Source organism: Caldimonas sp. (assembly GCF_046291045.1).
Lineage (GTDB): Bacteria > Pseudomonadota > Gammaproteobacteria > Burkholderiales > Burkholderiaceae_C > Caldimonas.
In genome coordinates this window covers 1-16,878 of record NZ_JBKBSL010000047.1, presented here as the reverse complement: position 1 = coordinate 16,878, position 16,878 = coordinate 1, and the positions used below count along the sequence as shown (strand labels likewise).

General features: G+C 70.3%; 18 protein-coding genes. 12 read left to right on the top strand and 6 right to left on the bottom strand.

Going from position 1 to position 16,878, the window contains the following annotated elements; translation table 11 throughout:
- Nucleotides 1-223: SDR family NAD(P)-dependent oxidoreductase (locus tag ACK4ZD_RS13815; protein ID WP_409663238.1), on the bottom strand; the 223-nt coding region annotated here is incomplete at its 3' end.
- Between the two features lie 165 nt (nucleotides 224-388).
- Here ACK4ZD_RS13815 and ACK4ZD_RS13810 point away from each other — a divergent pair.
- Together ACK4ZD_RS13810 and ACK4ZD_RS13805 are read left to right on the top strand one after the other, a co-directional pair.
- Complete coding sequence (locus ACK4ZD_RS13810; protein WP_409663235.1) at nucleotides 389-562, top strand: hypothetical protein; 174 nt, start codon at nucleotides 389-391, stop codon at nucleotides 560-562.
- Nucleotides 563-739: 177 nt separating this feature from the next.
- Nucleotides 740-1,129 carry a nuclear transport factor 2 family protein gene (locus tag ACK4ZD_RS13805; protein WP_409663232.1) on the top strand — a complete coding sequence of 130 codons (390 nt, stop codon included), beginning with the start codon at nucleotides 740-742 and terminating at the stop codon, nucleotides 1,127-1,129.
- Nucleotides 1,130-1,150: 21 nt separating this feature from the next.
- Here ACK4ZD_RS13805 and ACK4ZD_RS13800 read toward each other — a convergent pair whose 3' ends face one another.
- Entirely contained in the window at nucleotides 1,151-2,593 is a 1,443-nt protein-coding gene (locus ACK4ZD_RS13800; protein ID WP_409663230.1) for an NADP-dependent isocitrate dehydrogenase, read from the bottom strand.
- Nucleotides 2,594-2,716: 123 nt separating this feature from the next.
- On the opposite strand from ACK4ZD_RS13800, the gene ACK4ZD_RS13795 reads away from it, so the two are divergent.
- Together ACK4ZD_RS13795 and ACK4ZD_RS13790 are read left to right on the top strand one after the other, a co-directional pair.
- The gene (locus ACK4ZD_RS13795) at nucleotides 2,717-3,643 is read left to right on the top strand and encodes a LysR family transcriptional regulator (protein ID WP_409663227.1); all 927 of its coding nucleotides are present in this window, start codon (nucleotides 2,717-2,719) and stop codon (nucleotides 3,641-3,643) included.
- A 65-nt stretch (nucleotides 3,644-3,708) separates the two neighbouring features.
- Entirely contained in the window at nucleotides 3,709-3,975 is a 267-nt protein-coding gene (locus ACK4ZD_RS13790; RefSeq protein ID WP_409663224.1) for a DUF6455 family protein, read from the top strand.
- 52 nt (nucleotides 3,976-4,027) lie between these two features.
- On the opposite strand, the gene ACK4ZD_RS13785 is transcribed toward ACK4ZD_RS13790, so the two are convergent.
- On the bottom strand, nucleotides 4,028-4,321 hold the full coding sequence (locus ACK4ZD_RS13785) for a GYD domain-containing protein (protein ID WP_409663221.1): 294 nt from the start codon (nucleotides 4,319-4,321) through the stop codon (nucleotides 4,028-4,030).
- A gap of 295 nt (nucleotides 4,322-4,616) precedes the next feature.
- On the opposite strand from ACK4ZD_RS13785, the gene ACK4ZD_RS13780 reads away from it, so the two are divergent.
- The 7 genes from ACK4ZD_RS13780 (at nucleotide 4,617) to ACK4ZD_RS13750 (ending at nucleotide 12,580) form a co-directional block, all read left to right on the top strand.
- Nucleotides 4,617-5,042 (top strand): hypothetical protein, encoded by a 426-nt coding sequence (locus ACK4ZD_RS13780; RefSeq protein WP_409663219.1) that lies wholly within the window; start codon nucleotides 4,617-4,619, stop codon nucleotides 5,040-5,042.
- 105 nt (nucleotides 5,043-5,147) lie between these two features.
- Complete coding sequence (locus tag ACK4ZD_RS13775; RefSeq protein ID WP_409663216.1) at nucleotides 5,148-5,594, top strand: hypothetical protein; 447 nt, start codon at nucleotides 5,148-5,150, stop codon at nucleotides 5,592-5,594.
- A gap of 358 nt (nucleotides 5,595-5,952) precedes the next feature.
- Nucleotides 5,953-6,171 (top strand): heavy metal-binding domain-containing protein, encoded by a 219-nt coding sequence (locus ACK4ZD_RS13770; RefSeq protein ID WP_409663213.1) that lies wholly within the window; start codon nucleotides 5,953-5,955, stop codon nucleotides 6,169-6,171.
- A gap of 55 nt (nucleotides 6,172-6,226) precedes the next feature.
- Nucleotides 6,227-6,577: a hypothetical protein gene (locus ACK4ZD_RS13765; RefSeq protein ID WP_409663210.1), complete on the top strand. Its 351-nt coding sequence runs from the start codon at nucleotides 6,227-6,229 to the stop codon at nucleotides 6,575-6,577.
- Nucleotides 6,578-6,663: 86 nt separating this feature from the next.
- Nucleotides 6,664-7,947 (top strand): TolC family protein, encoded by a 1,284-nt coding sequence (locus ACK4ZD_RS13760; RefSeq protein WP_409663207.1) that lies wholly within the window; start codon nucleotides 6,664-6,666, stop codon nucleotides 7,945-7,947.
- A complete protein-coding gene (locus tag ACK4ZD_RS13755) occupies nucleotides 7,944-9,452 on the top strand; it encodes an efflux RND transporter periplasmic adaptor subunit (protein WP_409663204.1) in 1,509 nt (502 codons plus the stop codon). Before ACK4ZD_RS13760 ends, ACK4ZD_RS13755 begins: the two co-directional genes overlap by 4 nt.
- On the top strand, nucleotides 9,449-12,580 hold the full coding sequence (locus tag ACK4ZD_RS13750) for an efflux RND transporter permease subunit (protein ID WP_409663203.1): 3,132 nt from the start codon (nucleotides 9,449-9,451) through the stop codon (nucleotides 12,578-12,580). The genes ACK4ZD_RS13755 and ACK4ZD_RS13750 overlap by 4 nt, the downstream gene beginning before the upstream one ends.
- A gap of 100 nt (nucleotides 12,581-12,680) precedes the next feature.
- Here ACK4ZD_RS13750 and ACK4ZD_RS13745 read toward each other — a convergent pair whose 3' ends face one another.
- The gene (locus tag ACK4ZD_RS13745; protein ID WP_409663200.1) at nucleotides 12,681-13,637 is read right to left on the bottom strand and encodes a hypothetical protein; all 957 of its coding nucleotides are present in this window, start codon (nucleotides 13,635-13,637) and stop codon (nucleotides 12,681-12,683) included.
- Nucleotides 13,638-13,918: 281 nt separating this feature from the next.
- Nucleotides 13,919-15,436 (bottom strand): CoA-acylating methylmalonate-semialdehyde dehydrogenase, encoded by a 1,518-nt coding sequence (locus tag ACK4ZD_RS13740; protein ID WP_409663197.1) that lies wholly within the window; start codon nucleotides 15,434-15,436, stop codon nucleotides 13,919-13,921.
- A gap of 125 nt (nucleotides 15,437-15,561) precedes the next feature.
- Between ACK4ZD_RS13740 and ACK4ZD_RS13735 the strand changes: the two genes are divergently transcribed.
- Nucleotides 15,562-16,488 (top strand): LysR family transcriptional regulator, encoded by a 927-nt coding sequence (locus ACK4ZD_RS13735; RefSeq protein WP_409663194.1) that lies wholly within the window; start codon nucleotides 15,562-15,564, stop codon nucleotides 16,486-16,488.
- Nucleotides 16,489-16,559: 71 nt separating this feature from the next.
- Here ACK4ZD_RS13735 and ACK4ZD_RS13730 read toward each other — a convergent pair.
- Nucleotides 16,560-16,878, bottom strand: a 319-nt coding sequence (locus ACK4ZD_RS13730; RefSeq protein ID WP_409663191.1) for an Imm72 family immunity protein, incomplete at its 5' end; no start/stop codon positions are given.

The window sequence follows — 16,878 nt, the reverse complement described above, 5'->3', positions numbered from 1 at the left end:
AGGCTTCGAGCTGATCCTTGGACGAGATGTTGGCGGGGATGGCGATGGCCTGGCCGCCTTCGTCGCGGATGGCCTGGGCCACCGCTTCGCAGGCATCGGCCTTGCGGCTGGAGATCACCACGCGGGCCCCACAGCGCGCGAGGTTCTCGGCGATCGATCGACCGATGCCGCGGCTGGAGCCGGTCACTATGGCGACCTTGTGGTCGAGGCGGAAAAGCTGCATCCGCTGTCTCCTTCTGATACTGGGTTCGCAAGGTAGGCGGCTCGCGCGCCAGGGTCAGTCACGCACGAGACAATCTCAGGGTCCACCCTAGGTTTCTAAACGGCCGTGCACTTATTCAGGGCACATTCAGCAAGGAGAGGCGTCACGCCCAAGGATGACGAACGCATGGAATGGTCGAGTTGCAGCGACCCGAGGCTGCTGATGACGAGCCACGGCTACACCGACGAGGGCCTGCGGCACCCCGACGGCATGGCGAACCGGTCGATCGAGAAGATGCGCAAGAGCCCAGCGGCGAACGGTATCTCGGTGGCGGAGGTGGCCATGCGCAACGGTCGATGACAGCGGATGCGCGGCTCAGGGCATGCGCGCCGCCCCACGGCCTTCTCGCCTTTGGTGCTGCGCGATCCGGCTGCCACCGGTCGGCGACGGTGGTGGTGAGGCGCAAGGACGGGGGTGAGCGAGACCGGTATCCTCGACAATCCGGCACCGAACACCATCGACCCACGCAGGCTGAGCATGACCCCCCATCCTCTCGACACCTGGCACCGGCTCGTTCGCGAGCAAGACGTCTCGGGCCTGCCGGCCCTGCTGGCCGAGGACGCCGTCTTCCACTCGCCCGTGGTGCACACGCCGCAGCGGGGGCGCGGGCTGACGGCGGCTTACCTCGGGGCGGCCTTCCGGGTGTTCTTCAACCCGAGCTTCCGCTACGTGCGCGAAATCGTCGGCCCATCGGATGCGATGCTGGAATTCGAACTCGAACTGGACGGTATCGCCGTCAATGGCGTGGACATCATCCACTGGAACGAGGCCGGGCAGATCACCGACTTCAAGGTCATGCTGCGGCCGTTGAAGGCCGTGCACCTGATCCATGAACGCATGGCGGCGATGCTGCAGGCGGGGCGCTGAACGCCGCCGCCAGGCGTTGATTCAGCCGTGCACCCCGGCATAGCCGGGCTCGTCCTCGAAGTGGTAGAGGTTTTCGGTCTTCACGACCTCATAGCCGGCTTCGTGCAGCCGGGCCTGCAGGGCGAGGACCTCGCCGAAGTTCGCCTCGTCGTCCGTGGCCTTGAAGCGGCAGCGCCAATGGTCCACGCAGAAGGTCTGCGGCAGGCCGTGCGGCCAGACCTTCACGCCGCGGTTGGTGATGAGCTGCAGCACCAGGGAGCCCCGCCCGAAGCGCTGCAGCGCCTGGCCGAGCTGCTCGGGCGCCGCGCCGCGCCACTGCAGGAACACGTCCACACCGACGAGCTGCTTGGGGGCCGGTTCGGGACGGGCCGGGGCAGGCAGTTGCAGCGGGCCGCGCGCATCGAAGCGCACGGGGCGCAGGATCTCGGGCTGGCGCCCTAGGCGCTGGACTACCGCCTGCGCAAACGCTTGCGTGCCCAGCAGCCGGCGGCTGAGGCCCTCGCGGTGGATGTCGGCCGTGTGCAGGCCTTCCTCCAGCGTGCGCAGCCAGGCGTTGTGCACCCGCTCGGCCACCTCCGCCTGTCCAAGATGCAGCAGCATCTGCACCGCCGCGTTCAACAGGCCCGAGGGGTTGGCCACATCGCGGCCCGCCAGCGAAGGGGCCGAGCCGTGGATGGCCTCGAACATTGCGCAGTGCTCGCCGATGTTGGCCGAGCCGGCCATACCGACCGAGCCGGCGATTTGCGCGGCCACGTCCGAGAGGATGTCGCCATAGAGGTTGGGCGTGACGATGACGTCGAAGTCCTGCGGCGTGTCGGCCAGGCGCGCCGCGCCGATGTCGACGATGAGGCTGTCGCGCTGCAGCTCGGGGTACTCGGCGCCGACTTCCTCGAAGACGCGATGGAAGAGCCCATCCGTCATCTTCATGATGTTGTCCTTGATGAAGCAGGTGACACGACGACGGCCGTGGCGGCGTGCGTATTCGAAGGCGTAGCGCACGATGCGCTCACAGCCCGGGCGCGTGATGAGCTTGAGGCATTGGTAGACCTCGTCGGTCTGGCGGTGCTCGATGCCGGCGTAGAGGTCTTCCTCGTTCTCGCGCACGATCACCACGTCCATGCCCGGATGCCGGGTGGGCACCACCGGGTGGTAGGCCACGCAGGGCCGCACGTTGGCATACAGGCCCAGCGCCTTGCGCAGGCTCACGTTCAGGCTCTTGTAGCCCCCGCCCTGCGGTGTGGTGATGGGGCCCTTGAGCAGCACGCGGCTTTCGCGCAAGAGATCCCAGGACTCGGGGGCGATGCCCGAGGCGTGGCCCCGACGATAGACCTGTTCGCCCAGTTCGAGCGTTCGGATGTGCAGGCGTGCGCCGGCGGCGTCGAGGATGCGCAAGGTGGCCTCCATCAAGGACGGGCCGATGCCGTCGCCATGCGCGACGGTGACGAGGGGCAGGGATGGGCTCATGGCGTGATCTCCGTTCGTTCTGCCGGGTGGGCAGCGTCCGCATTCTTGGGGAACACGAAGATCTCGAAAAATAGATTATCTTTGTATTTTTCATCGATATTCATCGATAGATAGCAGCCCACCATGAAGACCCGCCTGCACACCCGCCAGACCACCTTCCGGCAGCTCGAGATCTTCAAGGCGGTGGCCGAGCGCCTGAGCGTGACCGAGGCGGCGCACGCGCTGCACCTGGCCCAGCCCACGGTGTCCACGCAACTGGCCAAGCTCTCCGAGGCCCTAGGCGTGCAGCCTTTCGAGCAAATCGGCAAGCGCCTGTACCTCACCGACGTGGGCGAGGAGCTGCTGGCCAGCACGCGCGAGCTCTTCGATGTGCTCGACCGGCTGGAGATGCGCCTGGCTCAACGCGCCGGCCTGTCCATCGGCCGCTTGCGGCTGGGTGTGGTCACGACGGCGAAGTACCTGGTGCCGGCGCTGCTGGGTCCGTTCTGCAAGGCACATCCGCAGGTGGAGGTGGAGCTGCAGGTGGGCAACCGGGCCGACATCCGCCAGCGGCTGCAGGCCAACCTCGACGACCTCTATGTGTTCAGCCATCCGCCCCATGAACTGGACATCGAGGCGCAGTGGCTCACCGACAACCCGCTGGTGGTGATCGCCCCGCAGGATCACCCGCTGGCCCGCCGTCGCCGGCTGCGCTGGACGGATCTGGCCGGCGAGCGGCTGCTGATGCGCGAACCCGGCTCGGGCACGCGCCACGCCATCGAAAGGCATCTGGCCCAGCAAGGCTGGGCGCTGGGCCGCACCCTCACGATCGCCAGCAACGAGGCGATCAAGGAAGCCGTGCTCTCGGGCCTGGGCTTGGCCATCCTGAGCCGGCACGCGCTCACCCACATGGCGCCGGGCAACCTGGTGGAGCTGCCGGTCCAGGGCTTTCCGATCCCGAACAGTTGGTACCTGGTCACCCCCAGGGGCAAGCAGTCGTCGCCGATCGCCCTGGCCTTCCGCGAGCATCTGCTCGTGGCCTTGAACCCGCGCCGTTCGCAGCCGGCTTGACCTGCCGCAATGTGCGGCCCCTACAGCCGCCTATCGTTGCCCGGGACACAGTGAGGAGCAATGCCATGGGACTGATCAGCACCTGGATGGCTCGCACCGACCGGCAGATGGCCCTGATGGGCCGCATGGTCGAGCGGCTCGGCGTCGACACGGCGCGGCTGTACACCGAGGGCGCCGGAACCCGGCTGCGCGAAGTGGTGGGACGCTGCCGCCGCTGCCCTTCGGCCGCGGCCTGTCGGGATTGGCTCGATGCCGGCGCGACGGGCACGCCGTCGTTCTGTGCGAATGCAGGCACCTTCGAGCGCCTGCGTGCGGGCGGCGCGCCGGCCTGAGCCCTCAACTGATGGGTCGCCCTGTTGCAGGCGGCCCACCGGGTCTTTGGCGTCACGGTAGACGCGCCAGGATCGCGTTCATCTCGTCGCGATTGAAGGTGCGCAGGGTCTGCGTGCGCACATTGCCCTGCATGCCGATGGCCAGGCCGAAGGCGGTGATGGTCTCATCGTCGGGCGCCTCGAAGTGGCAGATGAGGTCGTAGGCCCCCAGGGCCCATTGGACGCTTTTGACGGTGACGCCCGCCTTGCGGGCCATGGCCTCCACCTTTTCGGCGCGCTGGGTGGTGTCCTTGACCTGGCGGATGCCCTGGTCGGTGAAGTTCACGAGTACTGCATAGCTGGCCATGTGGGTCTCCAGATGGCAGGACAGGCCGCGGGCGGGGAAGGGAGGTGCCACCCCCGGAGCAGCCGGTGGCGGCGGACGCACGACCCCCGGGCACGCACGCCGGCGGGCGGCCTGGGGACGTCGGCATGGAGCAGGGGCTGCGTGCGAAGCGACCCCATGCACACAGTCTAGGCGCTGTAGGCGAGGTTCACCTCCCCATCACAGGGGGGCGCCCGAGCGGTTGATCCAAGTCAACCGAGACGCAGGCCCATCGTCTAGCATGGAATGGTCTTCCTACCGCCCATCGAGCCCTCGCATGCTCCAACGTCTCAACCCCAGCCTGCTCCGGCGCCTCGCGCGCGCCGTGTGCCTGCTGTGGCTGTTGAGCCTGGCCGTGACGCTGGTGCAGGCTTGTGCCTTGCCGGGCCTTGCCGGGCCGCAAGGTGAGGATGCTGCCACGCTGGCCTTGGTCGATGCGGTGTCGGCCTCGGCATCGGCATCGGGGCCGGCGCACGAGCACGACGCGGCCGCCGAGCTGTGCCAGAGCTACTGCGAGGACACCCGCAACACCGCGGTCCAGGCCAAGCCCTGGACGGACCTGCTCGATGCGGCGATGCCTGTGAGCATACCCGGCGCGTTGCCGGCCCTCGAGGTGGCCGGGCCGATCCTGGTGCGGGTCCCCCACGACCCTGCGCCGCCCGAGCCGGCGGTGCGCATCCGCTTCCTGCGGCTGACGATCTAGCCCGCTTTGCCGGCCCTGCGGGCCGCTTCCAGGCACCGCGCCCTGCTGGCGGCAGGCGCTGCGCTGCACACGCATCCCCGATCTGTTTGCTTCATGGAGTCCATCATGACCCGCTTTCCCTCTCTTCTGATCACTGGCATGCTGAGCTTGGGATTGGGCGCCTGCGCCCAGGTGCCCGAGGAAGAGCACAGCGCACATCACCCCGCAGCGCAGGCGGCCACCGCGGCACCTGCGCCCGGGGCCGGCCAACCCACCGACATGGCAGTTCACAGGAGGGCCATGCAGGATCTGCGCGCGCGCATGGCCCAGGCCCGCACGCCCGAAGAACGCCGCGCATTGATGGAGGAGCACATGAAGCTCATGCGCGAGGGCATGAGGATGATGGACGACATGAGATCGCAAGGCGGCATGGGGGGCATGATGGGCGGGCGCATGGGCATGTCGAACACCGACCTCGACGCCTGTCGCCAGCTGATGACATCCCACATGGAGATGATGGGTTTCATGATGCAGATGATGGATGGCCAGTGGCCGGCAACGACCGGCCGATGAAGAAGACCCCATCGCGGCGCCCGCTCCCCCGGGCCCCTCGGGGCCCCGCACCTTCAGGTGGCGCTCCTGGATCCCGGACCTGGTGACCGCGCTCTCGTGGTGGCCTTCCATCAGTGGCGCGAGCGCGGCGAGCACCTGGGAACGACCTGGCCCTGCCGGTTGCTGCGGGCAGGGCCCGTCCTCCATAGGCTTCACCACCGTTTCGACCGCCAGATCAGCGAGAAGGATCCTTGAAAAGCATGCACCCACACGCCGACCATCCACCGTCTCATCGTCACGCGCGATCGCTTCATGAGCCGGTGGCTGCGGCCCCCGAAGCCCGGTCAGTGGACCGGGGCGCACCCTCTACACCTGCCCCATGCACCCGGAGATCCGCCAGGATCGTCCGGGCACCTGCCCCAAGTGCAGCATGACGCTGGAGCCGGTGCTGCCCGAACTGGGCGAGGGCGAAAACCAGGAACTGGCGCTGTATCCGTGGACGGGCTGGCTGCTCTCTCCGATGATTGCCGCGCTGGCGATGAGCCTGAGCTCGGCCTCGGTGATCGCCAACGCCCTGCGCCTTCGGCGCCAGACCTGACATCGGTCAAGGCCGAAAGCCGCCTGTCGCACCCGCAATCGGCCACAATCACGCCATGCGCCGCCTGCCCCTGTGGATCCTGCTGCTGCTGAGCCTGGCGCTGCCCGTCTACGGCAGCGCGGGCTTCGCCGTGCCGCAGGCGCCTTGTGCGATGGCCGACACGGATGCGGCGGTGATGGCGGCAGACGAGGCCGCCGGCGACTGCTGCAACGACCTCGACACCTATGCCCAGACTGGCCAAGCCTGCAAGTCGGGCCAGGAGTGCCCGGCCAGCCCGACGCTGACGGTCTCGGCCGATCCGGCCGGCCTGCTGACCCTGGGGGCGCAGGCCCCGCCTGCCGGAGGCGCTCTTCTGCCCCCCCGGGGCGAGCCCAGCGGCATCTGGCGCCCCCCTGCCTTCCTCTGACCCCTGCGGAACCCGCGCCGGGCCCGTGAGCGGCCCGGTCGTGCCTGCGCACGCGACCCGCGTGCGCCAACCTCAGGAGTTGGATCATGAATACCCGTATCCCAGCGGCAAGGCCTTGGCGGACCCTGTGGGGCCCGCGCCTGCTGCCCGTCCTGGCCCTGGCCGTGCTGCCGGCCTGGGCCCAGGTCCCCCCCTTGAGCCTTGACGAGGCCCTGGCGCTGGCCGTGCAGGACGCGCCCACGCTGTCGGCCAGCCAGGCCCGCATCGAGGCGGCCGACCAGGCCCGACGCACGGCCGGCGCCTGGCCCGACCCGCGCCTGGCCCTGGGGGTGGAGAACCTGCCCGTCAGCGGACCCGAGCGCTACCGCCTCACCGCCGACGGCATGACGATGCAGCGCATCGCCGTGATGCAGGACTGGCCGAACGCCGGCAAGCGCGAGGCGCGTGTGGCGGCGGCCGAGCGCCGCGTGGCGGCCGAGCAGGCCCGCGAGGCCGATGAGCGCCGCCGCCTGCGCGCCGAGGTGGCCCAGGCCTGGATCCGCCGGCACACCCTGGAACGCCAGCTCGACGCGCTGCAGGCGCTGGAGGCCGAGAACCAGGCCCTGGCCGCCTGGGTCCAGGCGCAACTCGCCGGCGGGCGAGGCAGGGCCACCGACGCGGTGATGCCGCGGCAGGAGGCTGCGCAGCTCGACCAACGCCGCGATGCCCTGCACACGCAGTTGGCGCAGGCGGTGGCCGCGCTGCGCCGCTGGATCGGTGCGGCGGCCGAGCGTCCCCTCGGGGCCGGCGGTGACGAGACCCGGATCGAAGCCCGCGCGCTGAGCGCGGCGCTGGAGCGGCATCCCCGGTTGCAGGCAGCACAGGCCGACGTGGACAGGCTCGAGGCCGAACGCCGCGAGGCCGAGGCCGGCAAGCGCCCCGACTGGGGGGTGGAGCTGGCCTACCAGCGCCGCGGCCGCGCCTATGGCGACATGGTGTCGGTGCAGGTCAGCATCGACCTGCCGGTGCTGCCGGGTGCCCGCCAGGACCCGCAGATCGCCGCGCGCGCCGCGGCCCGGCGTGCCGCGCAGGCCGAGCACGAGAGGCTGCGCCGCGAACTGGCCGAAGCACTGGAGGCCGATCTGGCCGACCTGCAGCGCCTGGACCGCGCGCTGGTGCGCTACGAGACGCAGTGGCTGCCGTTGGCCGACGACAAGGTCGAACTCGCGTTGGCAGCGTATCGCGCCGGCACGGGCACGCTGGCCGACCTGCTGGCCGCGCGTCGCGAGCGCATCGAGGCGCGGCTGGCACACCTGGCCGTGCAGGGCGAACGCCAGGCCCTGGCCGCCCGTCTTCAATTCACCTACCTGGCCGAAGGAGACCAGCCATGAGCGCCCGATCCCCGTTCCGTTTTGTGATGGCCGTGGCCTTGGCGGCGGTCCTGCTGGCCCTGGGGGTGGCGATCGGCCGCTGGTGGGCCACCGCGCCCCAGGGCGAGCACGGCGTGGCCCACACGGGTGCTGCATCCGCTTCCACATCCGCATCCGAACCCGCCGCGGCCGAAGGGCGCCGTGTGCTGTACTGGTACGACCCCATGGTGCCGCAGCACCGTTTCGACCGGCCCGGCAAGTCGCCCTTCATGGACATGGACCTGGTGCCGCGCTATGCCGACGAAGGCGAGGCCGGCGACACCGTGCGCATCGACCCCGCCGTGGCCCAGAACCTGGGCCTGCGGCTGGCCACGGTCACGCGCGGGCCGCTGCACACCCGCATCGAGGCGACCGGCGTGCTCGGCTACAACGAGCGTGACGTGACCGTGGTGCAGGCGCGCACGGAAGGCTTCGTCGAGCGCGTGGCCCCGCTGGCCCCGGGGGACGTGGTGGGCGCCGGGCAATGGCTGGCCGAGCTGCTGGTGCCCGCCTGGGTGGCCGTGCAACAGGAGTTCCTGGCCGTGCGGGCCCTCGGCGACGACACGCTCACCGCGGCTGCGCGCGAGCGCATGCGCTTGGCGGGCCTGCCCGAGGCGCTGCTGCGCGAAGTGGAGGCCAGCGGCCAGCCGCGCACGCGGGTGCGGATCACGGCGCCGCGCCGCGGCGTGATCGAGGAACTGGGCGTGCGCGAGGGCATGACGGTGATGGCCGGGCAGACGCTGGCGCGCCTCAACAGCCTGGACCCGGTGTGGCTGGAGGTGGCCGTGCCCGAGGCCCAGTCCACCTTCGTGCAGGTAGGCCAGGCTGCCGAGGTGCGGTGGCATGCCGACCCTGGCCAGGTCCTGAAGGGCCGCGTGACGGCCGTGCTGCCCACGCTCAGCGGGGCCACGCGCACCTTGCGCGTGCGCATGGAGTTGCCCAACCCCGACGGCCGGCTGCGGCCGGGCCAGACGGCCCAGGCGAGCCTGGTCGGCGCCACGGCCGGCGAGGCCTTGCGCGTGCCCACCGAGGCGGTCATCCGCACCGGCCGGCGCGCCGTGGTGATGCGCGCCGAGGCCGAGGGCCGCTACCGGCCGGTGGAGGTGCAACTGGGCGCCGAGGTCGGTGACGAGACCCTCGTGCTCGAGGGCCTGGCCGAAGGCGACCGCGTCGTGGCCAGCGGCCCCTTCCTGATCGACTCCGAAGCCAGCCTGCGCGGCGTGCTGGCGCGCGCCCGCGGTGAAGCGGCAGGCCCCGTGCTGCACGAGGCCGAGGCCACGCTGGAGGACCTCCTCGACGACGAGGTGGTACTGGACCACGGGCCCTTTCCCAGCCTGAACATGCCGGCCATGACCATGGCCTTCCCGCTGGCGCGGCCCGAGCTGGCCCAGGGACTGCGCCCCGGCATGCGCGTGAAGGTGGGGGTGCGCCAGACCGACCGGGGCCTGGTGGTGGAGCGTCTGGACATCCTGGGAGGCCCGCGATGATCGCTGCCCTGATCCGCTGGTCGGTGCACAACCGCTTCCTGGTGCTGCTGGCCACCGTCTTCCTGGTGGCCGCCGGCCTGTGGTCGGTGCGCACCACCCCCATCGACGCACTGCCCGACCTGTCGGACGTGCAGGTCATCATCCGCACCAGCTACCCCGGCCAGGCGCCGCAGATCGTCGAGAACCAGGTCACCTACCCGCTGTCGAGCACCATGCTGTCGGTGCCCGGTGCGCGCGCGGTGCGGGGTTACTCCTTCTTTGGTGACAGCTTCGTCTACGTGCTGTTCGAGGACGGCACCGACCTCTACTGGGCCCGCTCGCGGGTGCTGGAATACCTCAACCAGGCCCAGGGGCGGCTGCCGGCCACCGCGCGGCCCTCGCTCGGGCCCGATGCCACCGGCGTGGGCTGGATCTACCAGTACGCCCTGGTCGACCGCAGCGGCCGTCACGACCTGGCCCAGTTGCGGGCCCTGCAGGACTGGTTCCTGAAGTTCGAGCTCACCGCCTTGCCGCAGGTGGCCGAGGTGGCCACGGTCGGCGGCATGGTGCGGCAGTACCAGGTGGTGATCGACCCGGTGCGCCTGGCCAGCCTCGGCCTCACGCACGCCCAGGTGATCGAGGCACTGCAGCGGGCCAACCAGGAGACCGGTGGCGCGGTGCTGGAGCTGGCCGAGACCGAATACATGGTGCGCGCCAGCGGCTACCTGCGCAGCCTCGACGACTTCCGCGCCATCCCGCTGGCACTCGACGGCACCGTGCCGGTGCGCCTGGGCGACGTGGCCCGCGTGCAGCTCGGCCCCGAGATGCGCCGGGGGGTGTCGGAGCTGGACGGCCAGGGCGAGGCCGTGGGCGGCGTGATCGTGCTGCGTTCGGGCGGTGATGCACGCCAGGTGCTGGCGGCCGTGAAGGACAAGCTGCAGGCCCTGCAGGCCGGCCTGCCCGAGGGCGTGGAGATCGTCACCACCTACGACCGCAGCGAACTCATCGACCGCGCCATCGCGAACCTCACCACCAAGCTCATCGAGGAATTCGTGGTCGTCGCGCTGGTGTGTGCGGTCTTCCTGTGGCACCTGCGTTCCTCGCTCGTGGCCATCGTCTCGCTGCCGCTGGGCGTGCTGGTGGCCTTCCTCGTCATGCGCCAGCAGGGCATCAATGCCAACATCATGTCGCTCGGGGGCATTGCCATTGCCATCGGCGCGATGGTGGACGCTGCGCTGGTGATGATCGAGAACGCCCACAAGCGCCTCGAGGCCTGGCAGCACGCCCATCCGGGCCAGTCGCTCTCCGGCGAGGCGCGCTGGAAGGAGATGACCGAGGCCGCCGTGGAGGTGGGGCCGGCGCTCTTCTTTTCGCTGCTCATCATCACGCTGTCCTTCATCCCGGTGTTCACGCTGCAGGCGCAGGAGGGGCGGCTCTTCGGGCCGCTGGCCTACACCAAGACCTATGCGATGGCCGCGGCGGCTGCGCTGTCGGTCACGCTGGTGCCGGTGCTGATGGGCTACTGGATCCGCGGGCGCATTCCGGCCGAAACCGCCAACCCGCTCAACCGCTGGCTCATCGCGGCCTACCGGCCGCTGCTCGACGCCGTGCTGGCCCGCCCGCGCACCACGCTGGCGGTGGCCGCGATGCTGTTCGCCACCAGCCTGTGGCCCGTAAGCCGCCTGGGCGGCGAGTTCCTGCCCGCCATGGACGAGGGCGACCTGCTCTACATGCCATCGGCCCTGCCGGGTCTGTCGGCGCAGAAGGCGGCCGAGCTGCTGCAGGCCACCAACCGCATGATCCGCAGCGTGCCGGAGGTGGAGCACGTGCACGGCAAGGCCGGCCGTGCCGAGACCGCCACCGACCCCGCGCCGCTGGAGATGTTCGAGACCACCATCCGCTTCAAGCCGCGCGACCAATGGCGCGAGGGCATGACGCCGCAGAAGCTGGTGGAGGAGCTCGACCGCGCCGTGCAGGTGCCCGGCCTCACCAACATCTGGGTCCCGCCCATCCGCAACCGCATCGACATGCTGGCCACCGGCATCAAGAGCCCCATCGGCGTGAAGGTGGCCGGCGCCGGCCTGGCCGAGATCGAGCAGGTCAGCCAGCGCATCGAGCAGGTGGCGCGCACCGTGCCCGGGGTGTCGTCGGCCCTGGCCGAACGGCTCACCGGCGGGCGCTATGTCGACGTGGACATCGACCGGGCGGCCGCCGCCCGCCACGGCCTGAACGTGGCCGACGTGCAGTCGGTGGTGGCCAGCCTGGTGGGCGGCGAGACCGTCGGCGAAACCGTCGAGGGCCCGGCGCGCTTCCCGGTCAACGTGCGCTACCCCCGCGAGTGGCGCGACACCGTCGAGCGCCTGCGGGCCCTGCCCGTCGTGACGCCCGCCGGCACGCAGATCACGCTGGGCAGCGTGGCGCGTGTGGACGTGAGCGAGGGCCCGCCGATGCTGCGCAGCGAGAACGCCCGGCCCACCGGCTGGGTCTATGTGGACGTGCGCGGGCGCGACCTGGCCTCGGTGGCGGCCGACCTGCGCGAGGCCGTGGCGCGCGAGGTGCCGCTGGCCCCGGGCATGAGCGTGGCCTATTCGGGCCAGTTCGAGTTCCTGGAGCGCGCCAACGCGCGCCTGCGGCTGGTGGTGCCGGCCACGCTGCTCATCATCTTCGTGCTGCTCTACCTCACCTTCCGGCGCATCGACGAGGCGGTGTTGCTGATGGCCACGCTGCCCTTTGCGCTCACCGGCGGCGTGTGGTTCCTCTACGCGATGGGCTACCACCTCTCGGTGGCCACCGGCGTGGGCTTCATCGCCCTGGCCGGCGTGGCCGCCGAGTTCGGCGTGATCATGCTGCTCTACCTGCGCCAGGCCTGGGAGGCCCGCCTGGCCGCCGGGCGCACCGACGCGGCGGCATTGCTCGAAGCCCTGCGCGAGGGCGCGGCCCTGCGCGTGCGGCCCAAGGTGATGACGGTGGCCACCATCGTGCTGGGCCTGCTGCCCATCCTGTGGGGCAGCGGCACCGGCAGCGAGGTGATGAGCCGCATCGCCGCCCCGATGGTGGGCGGCATGGTCACGGCGCCGCTGCTGTCGCTGTTCGTGATCCCGGCGGCCTACCGGCTGATGCGCGAAGGTCGTCGTCGCGCGAAGGCCTGAGCCCGGCCCTGGCGGGCCGGCTGCGTGCCCTGGTGCGGCGGGTGGCACCAGGGCACGTGCCGGGCTCTGAGTTTCCCAACGAACGAGCCTTCCAGCGCATTCAGCCGCAGTGACCCGGCCCAGTGCCGCCTTCGTTGTAGGCGGTCAGGGCTTCGACGAGGGCACTGACCTGGCTGGTACGCAGCGTGTCGCTGCCCACCGGCGGCACCACGCGGCCGGCGATCAGGAAATCGGCCTGAGCGATGGCGGTGGCGATGGCGGAGGCGTCGGCGCCATTGGCCACGTTGAGCTTGGCGCCGATGAGCTGGTGGGCCAGGCTCACCAAGCCGTTGCCGGCCACTGGCTGCTGCAGGATGGCCAGCAGTTGCAAGTCGGTGTAGACCACCGAGCCCAGCATCAGCGAGGTCACGGGCCATTCATTGCTGTTGTTGCCGGTGGGCACTGGGCCGTGCGTGCGCCAGTAGCCGATCGTGTAGGTGCATTGGCCGGTGGGGCCGCAGTCGAGCGTTTGGCAGTACACCGTCTCGGTGAAGGTGGGAGGATCCTCGGGTTCTTCCACGATTTCCTGGACGGAGATGTCCTCGACGGGCTCCCTCAGCGAGGCGGCTCGGAAGAGGTACTTGGTGCCGCAAGCCAGCGGGCCGCAGCCATCGCCTTCCTCGCCGACGGTCACGTCCACCGATTCGCCCGGAGCCAGGGCCTGGGTGCGCTGGGTCTCGCAAAAGCCCTCCCAGTTGTAGTTCGCTGCCTCCCAGGCGGCAAAGTTCATCCACTGCAGCACGAAGCCGTTGGGGGCCCCCGCATCGCCGGCGGTGAAGCGTACGGTGACCGTCGTGGCCGTCGTCAGCTCGCACAAGGCCTGCAGGCTCGCGTCCACGGGCACGATCTCGCCGCCGACGCGCGCGAAGGCCATCGTCTCATCGCCCCCGCCCCCGCCCCCGCCGCAGGCGCTGAGCAGGGGGCCCAGGGTGGCGGCTCCGGCACTGGCGGCGGCCCAGTGCAGGACACGTCGGCGAGACAGCTTGGCGGGGCCGGGGGGAAGGCGGTGCGGGGTCATGGCGGCGCTCCTTGGAACGGGTGGACGAAGGCGGCGCCGCGCCCCCAGGAGACTGCTGCGGCCCGCCCGGGCCGGCAGGAGTAAGAACACAGTGCTGGGGGGCAACGTCGCAGCGTGTTCTGTGATCTTCGTCACAAATGGGAGATTTGCCCACCCCTGGGCACCCCGCGGTTGCGGGGGAGGGGTGTTGCAGTCACGTGCCGGTTCGGCGAGGCCCGGCGAGGGCGCCGATCGTCGCCGTGTTGGTGTCATCCATCTGGATCGAGCCCCCGCGGCCCCGTTCACTTCGCCGTGGGCATCACGAACTCGGCTCCTCTGGGGGTGCTTTCTGGCCAGCGCTGCATCACCGACTTCTGCCGGGTGTAGAAGCGCACGCCCTCCTCGCCATAAGCGTGCATGTCACCAAAGAGCGAGCGCTTCCAGCCCCCGAAGCCGTGCCAGGCCATCGGCACGGGGATCGGGACGTTGATGCCCACCATGCCCACCTCGATGCGCCGGGCGAATTCGCGCGCGATGTGGCCATCGCGGGTAAAGCAGGCCACGCCGTTGCCGAATTCGTGGGCGTTGACCAGGTCCACGGCCTGCGCAAAGTCCTTCACGCGCACGCAGCACAGCACGGGGCCGAAGATCTCCTCGCGGTAGATCCTCATCTGCGGGGTCACCTGGTCGAACAGTGTGCCGCCCAGCCAGAAGCCGTTCTCGTGGCCGGGCACCTTGTAGCCGCGACCATCCACCACGAGCTGTGCACCCTCGCTCACGCCTTGGGCGATGTAGCCCTCGATGCGTTCGAGCGCCTGCTTCGTGACGATGGGGCCCATCTCGGCATCGAGCTCCATGCCGTTCTTGATCTTGAGCTGCTTGGCGCGTTCGGCCAGCCGAGGCACGATCTTGTCGGCCACGTCGCCCACCAACACCGCCACGGAAATTGCCATGCAGCGTTCGCCGGCCGAGCCGTAGGCCGCGCCGATCAGGGCGTCCACCGCCTGGTCGAGGTCGGCATCGGGCATCACCACCATGTGGTTCTTCGCACCGCCCAGCGCCTGCACGCGCTTGCCGTGGCGGGCGCCGGTCTCGTAGATGTATTGCGCAATCGGCGTGGAGCCCACGAAGCTCAGCGCCTTCACCTCCGGATGTGCGAGCAGTGCGTCGACCGCCGCCTTGTCGCCCTGCACCACGTTGAACACGCCGTCAGGCAGCCCGGCCTGCTGGAGCAGCTCGGCCATGAAAAGCGAGGGCGAGGGGTCGCGCTCGCTGGGCTTGAGCACGAAGCTGTTGCCGCAGGCGATCGCCACCGGGAACATCCAGCACGGCACCATGCAGGGAAAGTTGAAGGGCGTGATGCCCGCCACCACACCCAGCGGCTGGCGCATCGTCCAGTTGTCGATGCCGGTGGACACCTGCTCGGTGTAATCGCCCTTGAGCAGCTGCGGGATGCCGCAGGCGAACTCCACGATCTCGATGCCGCGCGTGACCTCGCCCTGGGCGTCGGTGAACACCTTGCCGTGCTCGGCGGTGATCATCGCGGCCAGCGTGTCGCGGTGTTGGTGGAGCAGCTCCAGGAACTTGAACAGCACGCGGGCGCGGCGGATCGGTGGGGTGGCTGCCCAGCCAGGGAAGGCCGTCTGCGCTGCGGCCACCGCGGCGTTCACTTCCTCGGGGCCGGCCAGCACCACCTCGCGCGCCACCGTGCCCGAGGCTGGGTGGTAGACGGGCTGAGCGCGGCCGCTCGCGCCGGGCGTCGGGCGGCCGGCGATCCAGTGGGCCACAGTGGTGGAAAGCTGCAGGTCGGGGGCGCCCATGTCGGTCTCCTGAGGGGTCGGCGATGCAACCAGTCTAGGCCGCTGCCGGGAGCCTTCCAAGCACTGGCGGCTGACCATATTGTTCATTAGTATGAACAATCATCACCAAGACAGCGGAACCAATCATGCTGGGCGACCGCATCGAGGCCCTGTGGGGCCATGTCCATGCCCTGGGCGAGCTGGCCCTGCAAGGCAGCTACACCGCGGCCGCGCGCCGCCTGGGCATTTCCAAGGCGGCGATGAGCCAGCGCATCGCCGAACTCGAGCGGGCCGCCGGCGTGCCCCTGGTGCAGCGCACCACCCGCTCGGTGCGCCTGACCGAGGCGGGCCAGCAGCTCGTGGACGCCACGCGCGAGGCCTATGCGCAGATCGAGCGCGGCTTCGCCAACGTGCGCGACCTGGCGGGCGCGCCGCGTGGCCTGGTGCGCCTGAGTGCGCCGGTGGCGCTGGGACGCCAGCAGATCGTGCCGCGGCTGCCCGAGTTCCTGCGCCGCCATCCGCAGGTGCGCATCGAGATGGACCTCTCCGACCGCCTGGTCTCACTGGCCCAGGAGGGCTTCGACTTGGCGGTGCGCCACACCGCCGCACCACCCGACACCCACGTGGCCTGGACGCTGTGCGAGACACGCTCCTGGCTGGTGGCCAGCCGGGCCTATTTGCGCCGGCGTGGCACGCCCGCTCATCCGCAAGACTTGGTGACTCACGACTGCCTGACCTATCCGCGCCCAGGCGAGGCGTCCACCTGGTCCTTCGAATCGCTCGACGGTCGGCGCGTGACCGTGCCGGTGCGCGGGGCCTTGGCGGCCAACAACAGCGAGGTGCTGCGCGAGGCGGTGCTGAGCGGGCTGGGCCTGGCGGTGTTGCCCGACTTCAGCGCCCAGGCCGCGCTACGCGGCGGCCGCCTCATCGCCGTGCTGCCGCGCTGGCGGCCCGTGGGGGCCTTCGGCGAGCGGCTCTATGCGATCCGACCCTACAGCCCGGTGGTGCCGCGCGCCGTGCAGGCCCTGGTCGCCTACCTGCGCGAAGCCCTGGCCGGCGGCTTCGCGCCTTGACGATCTACTTGGCGGGCCGACACCGCGCCTGATGCACGGGCTCGGGTCGAAGGAGGATCGAAAGACGAGGCTCACACCCCCTGCCGCTCGTCCCACTGCCAGATGACCTGCCCCCAGTCGGACGCAAAGTCCGGCATCACCTCGCCCGCCTGGAAGTGCCGGCGGCTGTGGGCCTTGGCGGGGGTGAACCACCAGCCCGTGCGCGGGCAAGGCTGGCCGGCGGGGGTCGAAGCAGGCCGTTCATTGGCCGCCGGTTCCACCGCGGCCATGTACTGCGCTTCTTCCTCGGGAATCGTGCCGTCGAGGTAGCGCTCGTCCTTCCAGATGAGCCGCCACGTCACCGGCCAGGGCTTGTCTCGTTCCTCATCGTAATAATTGAGCGCGCAGGTG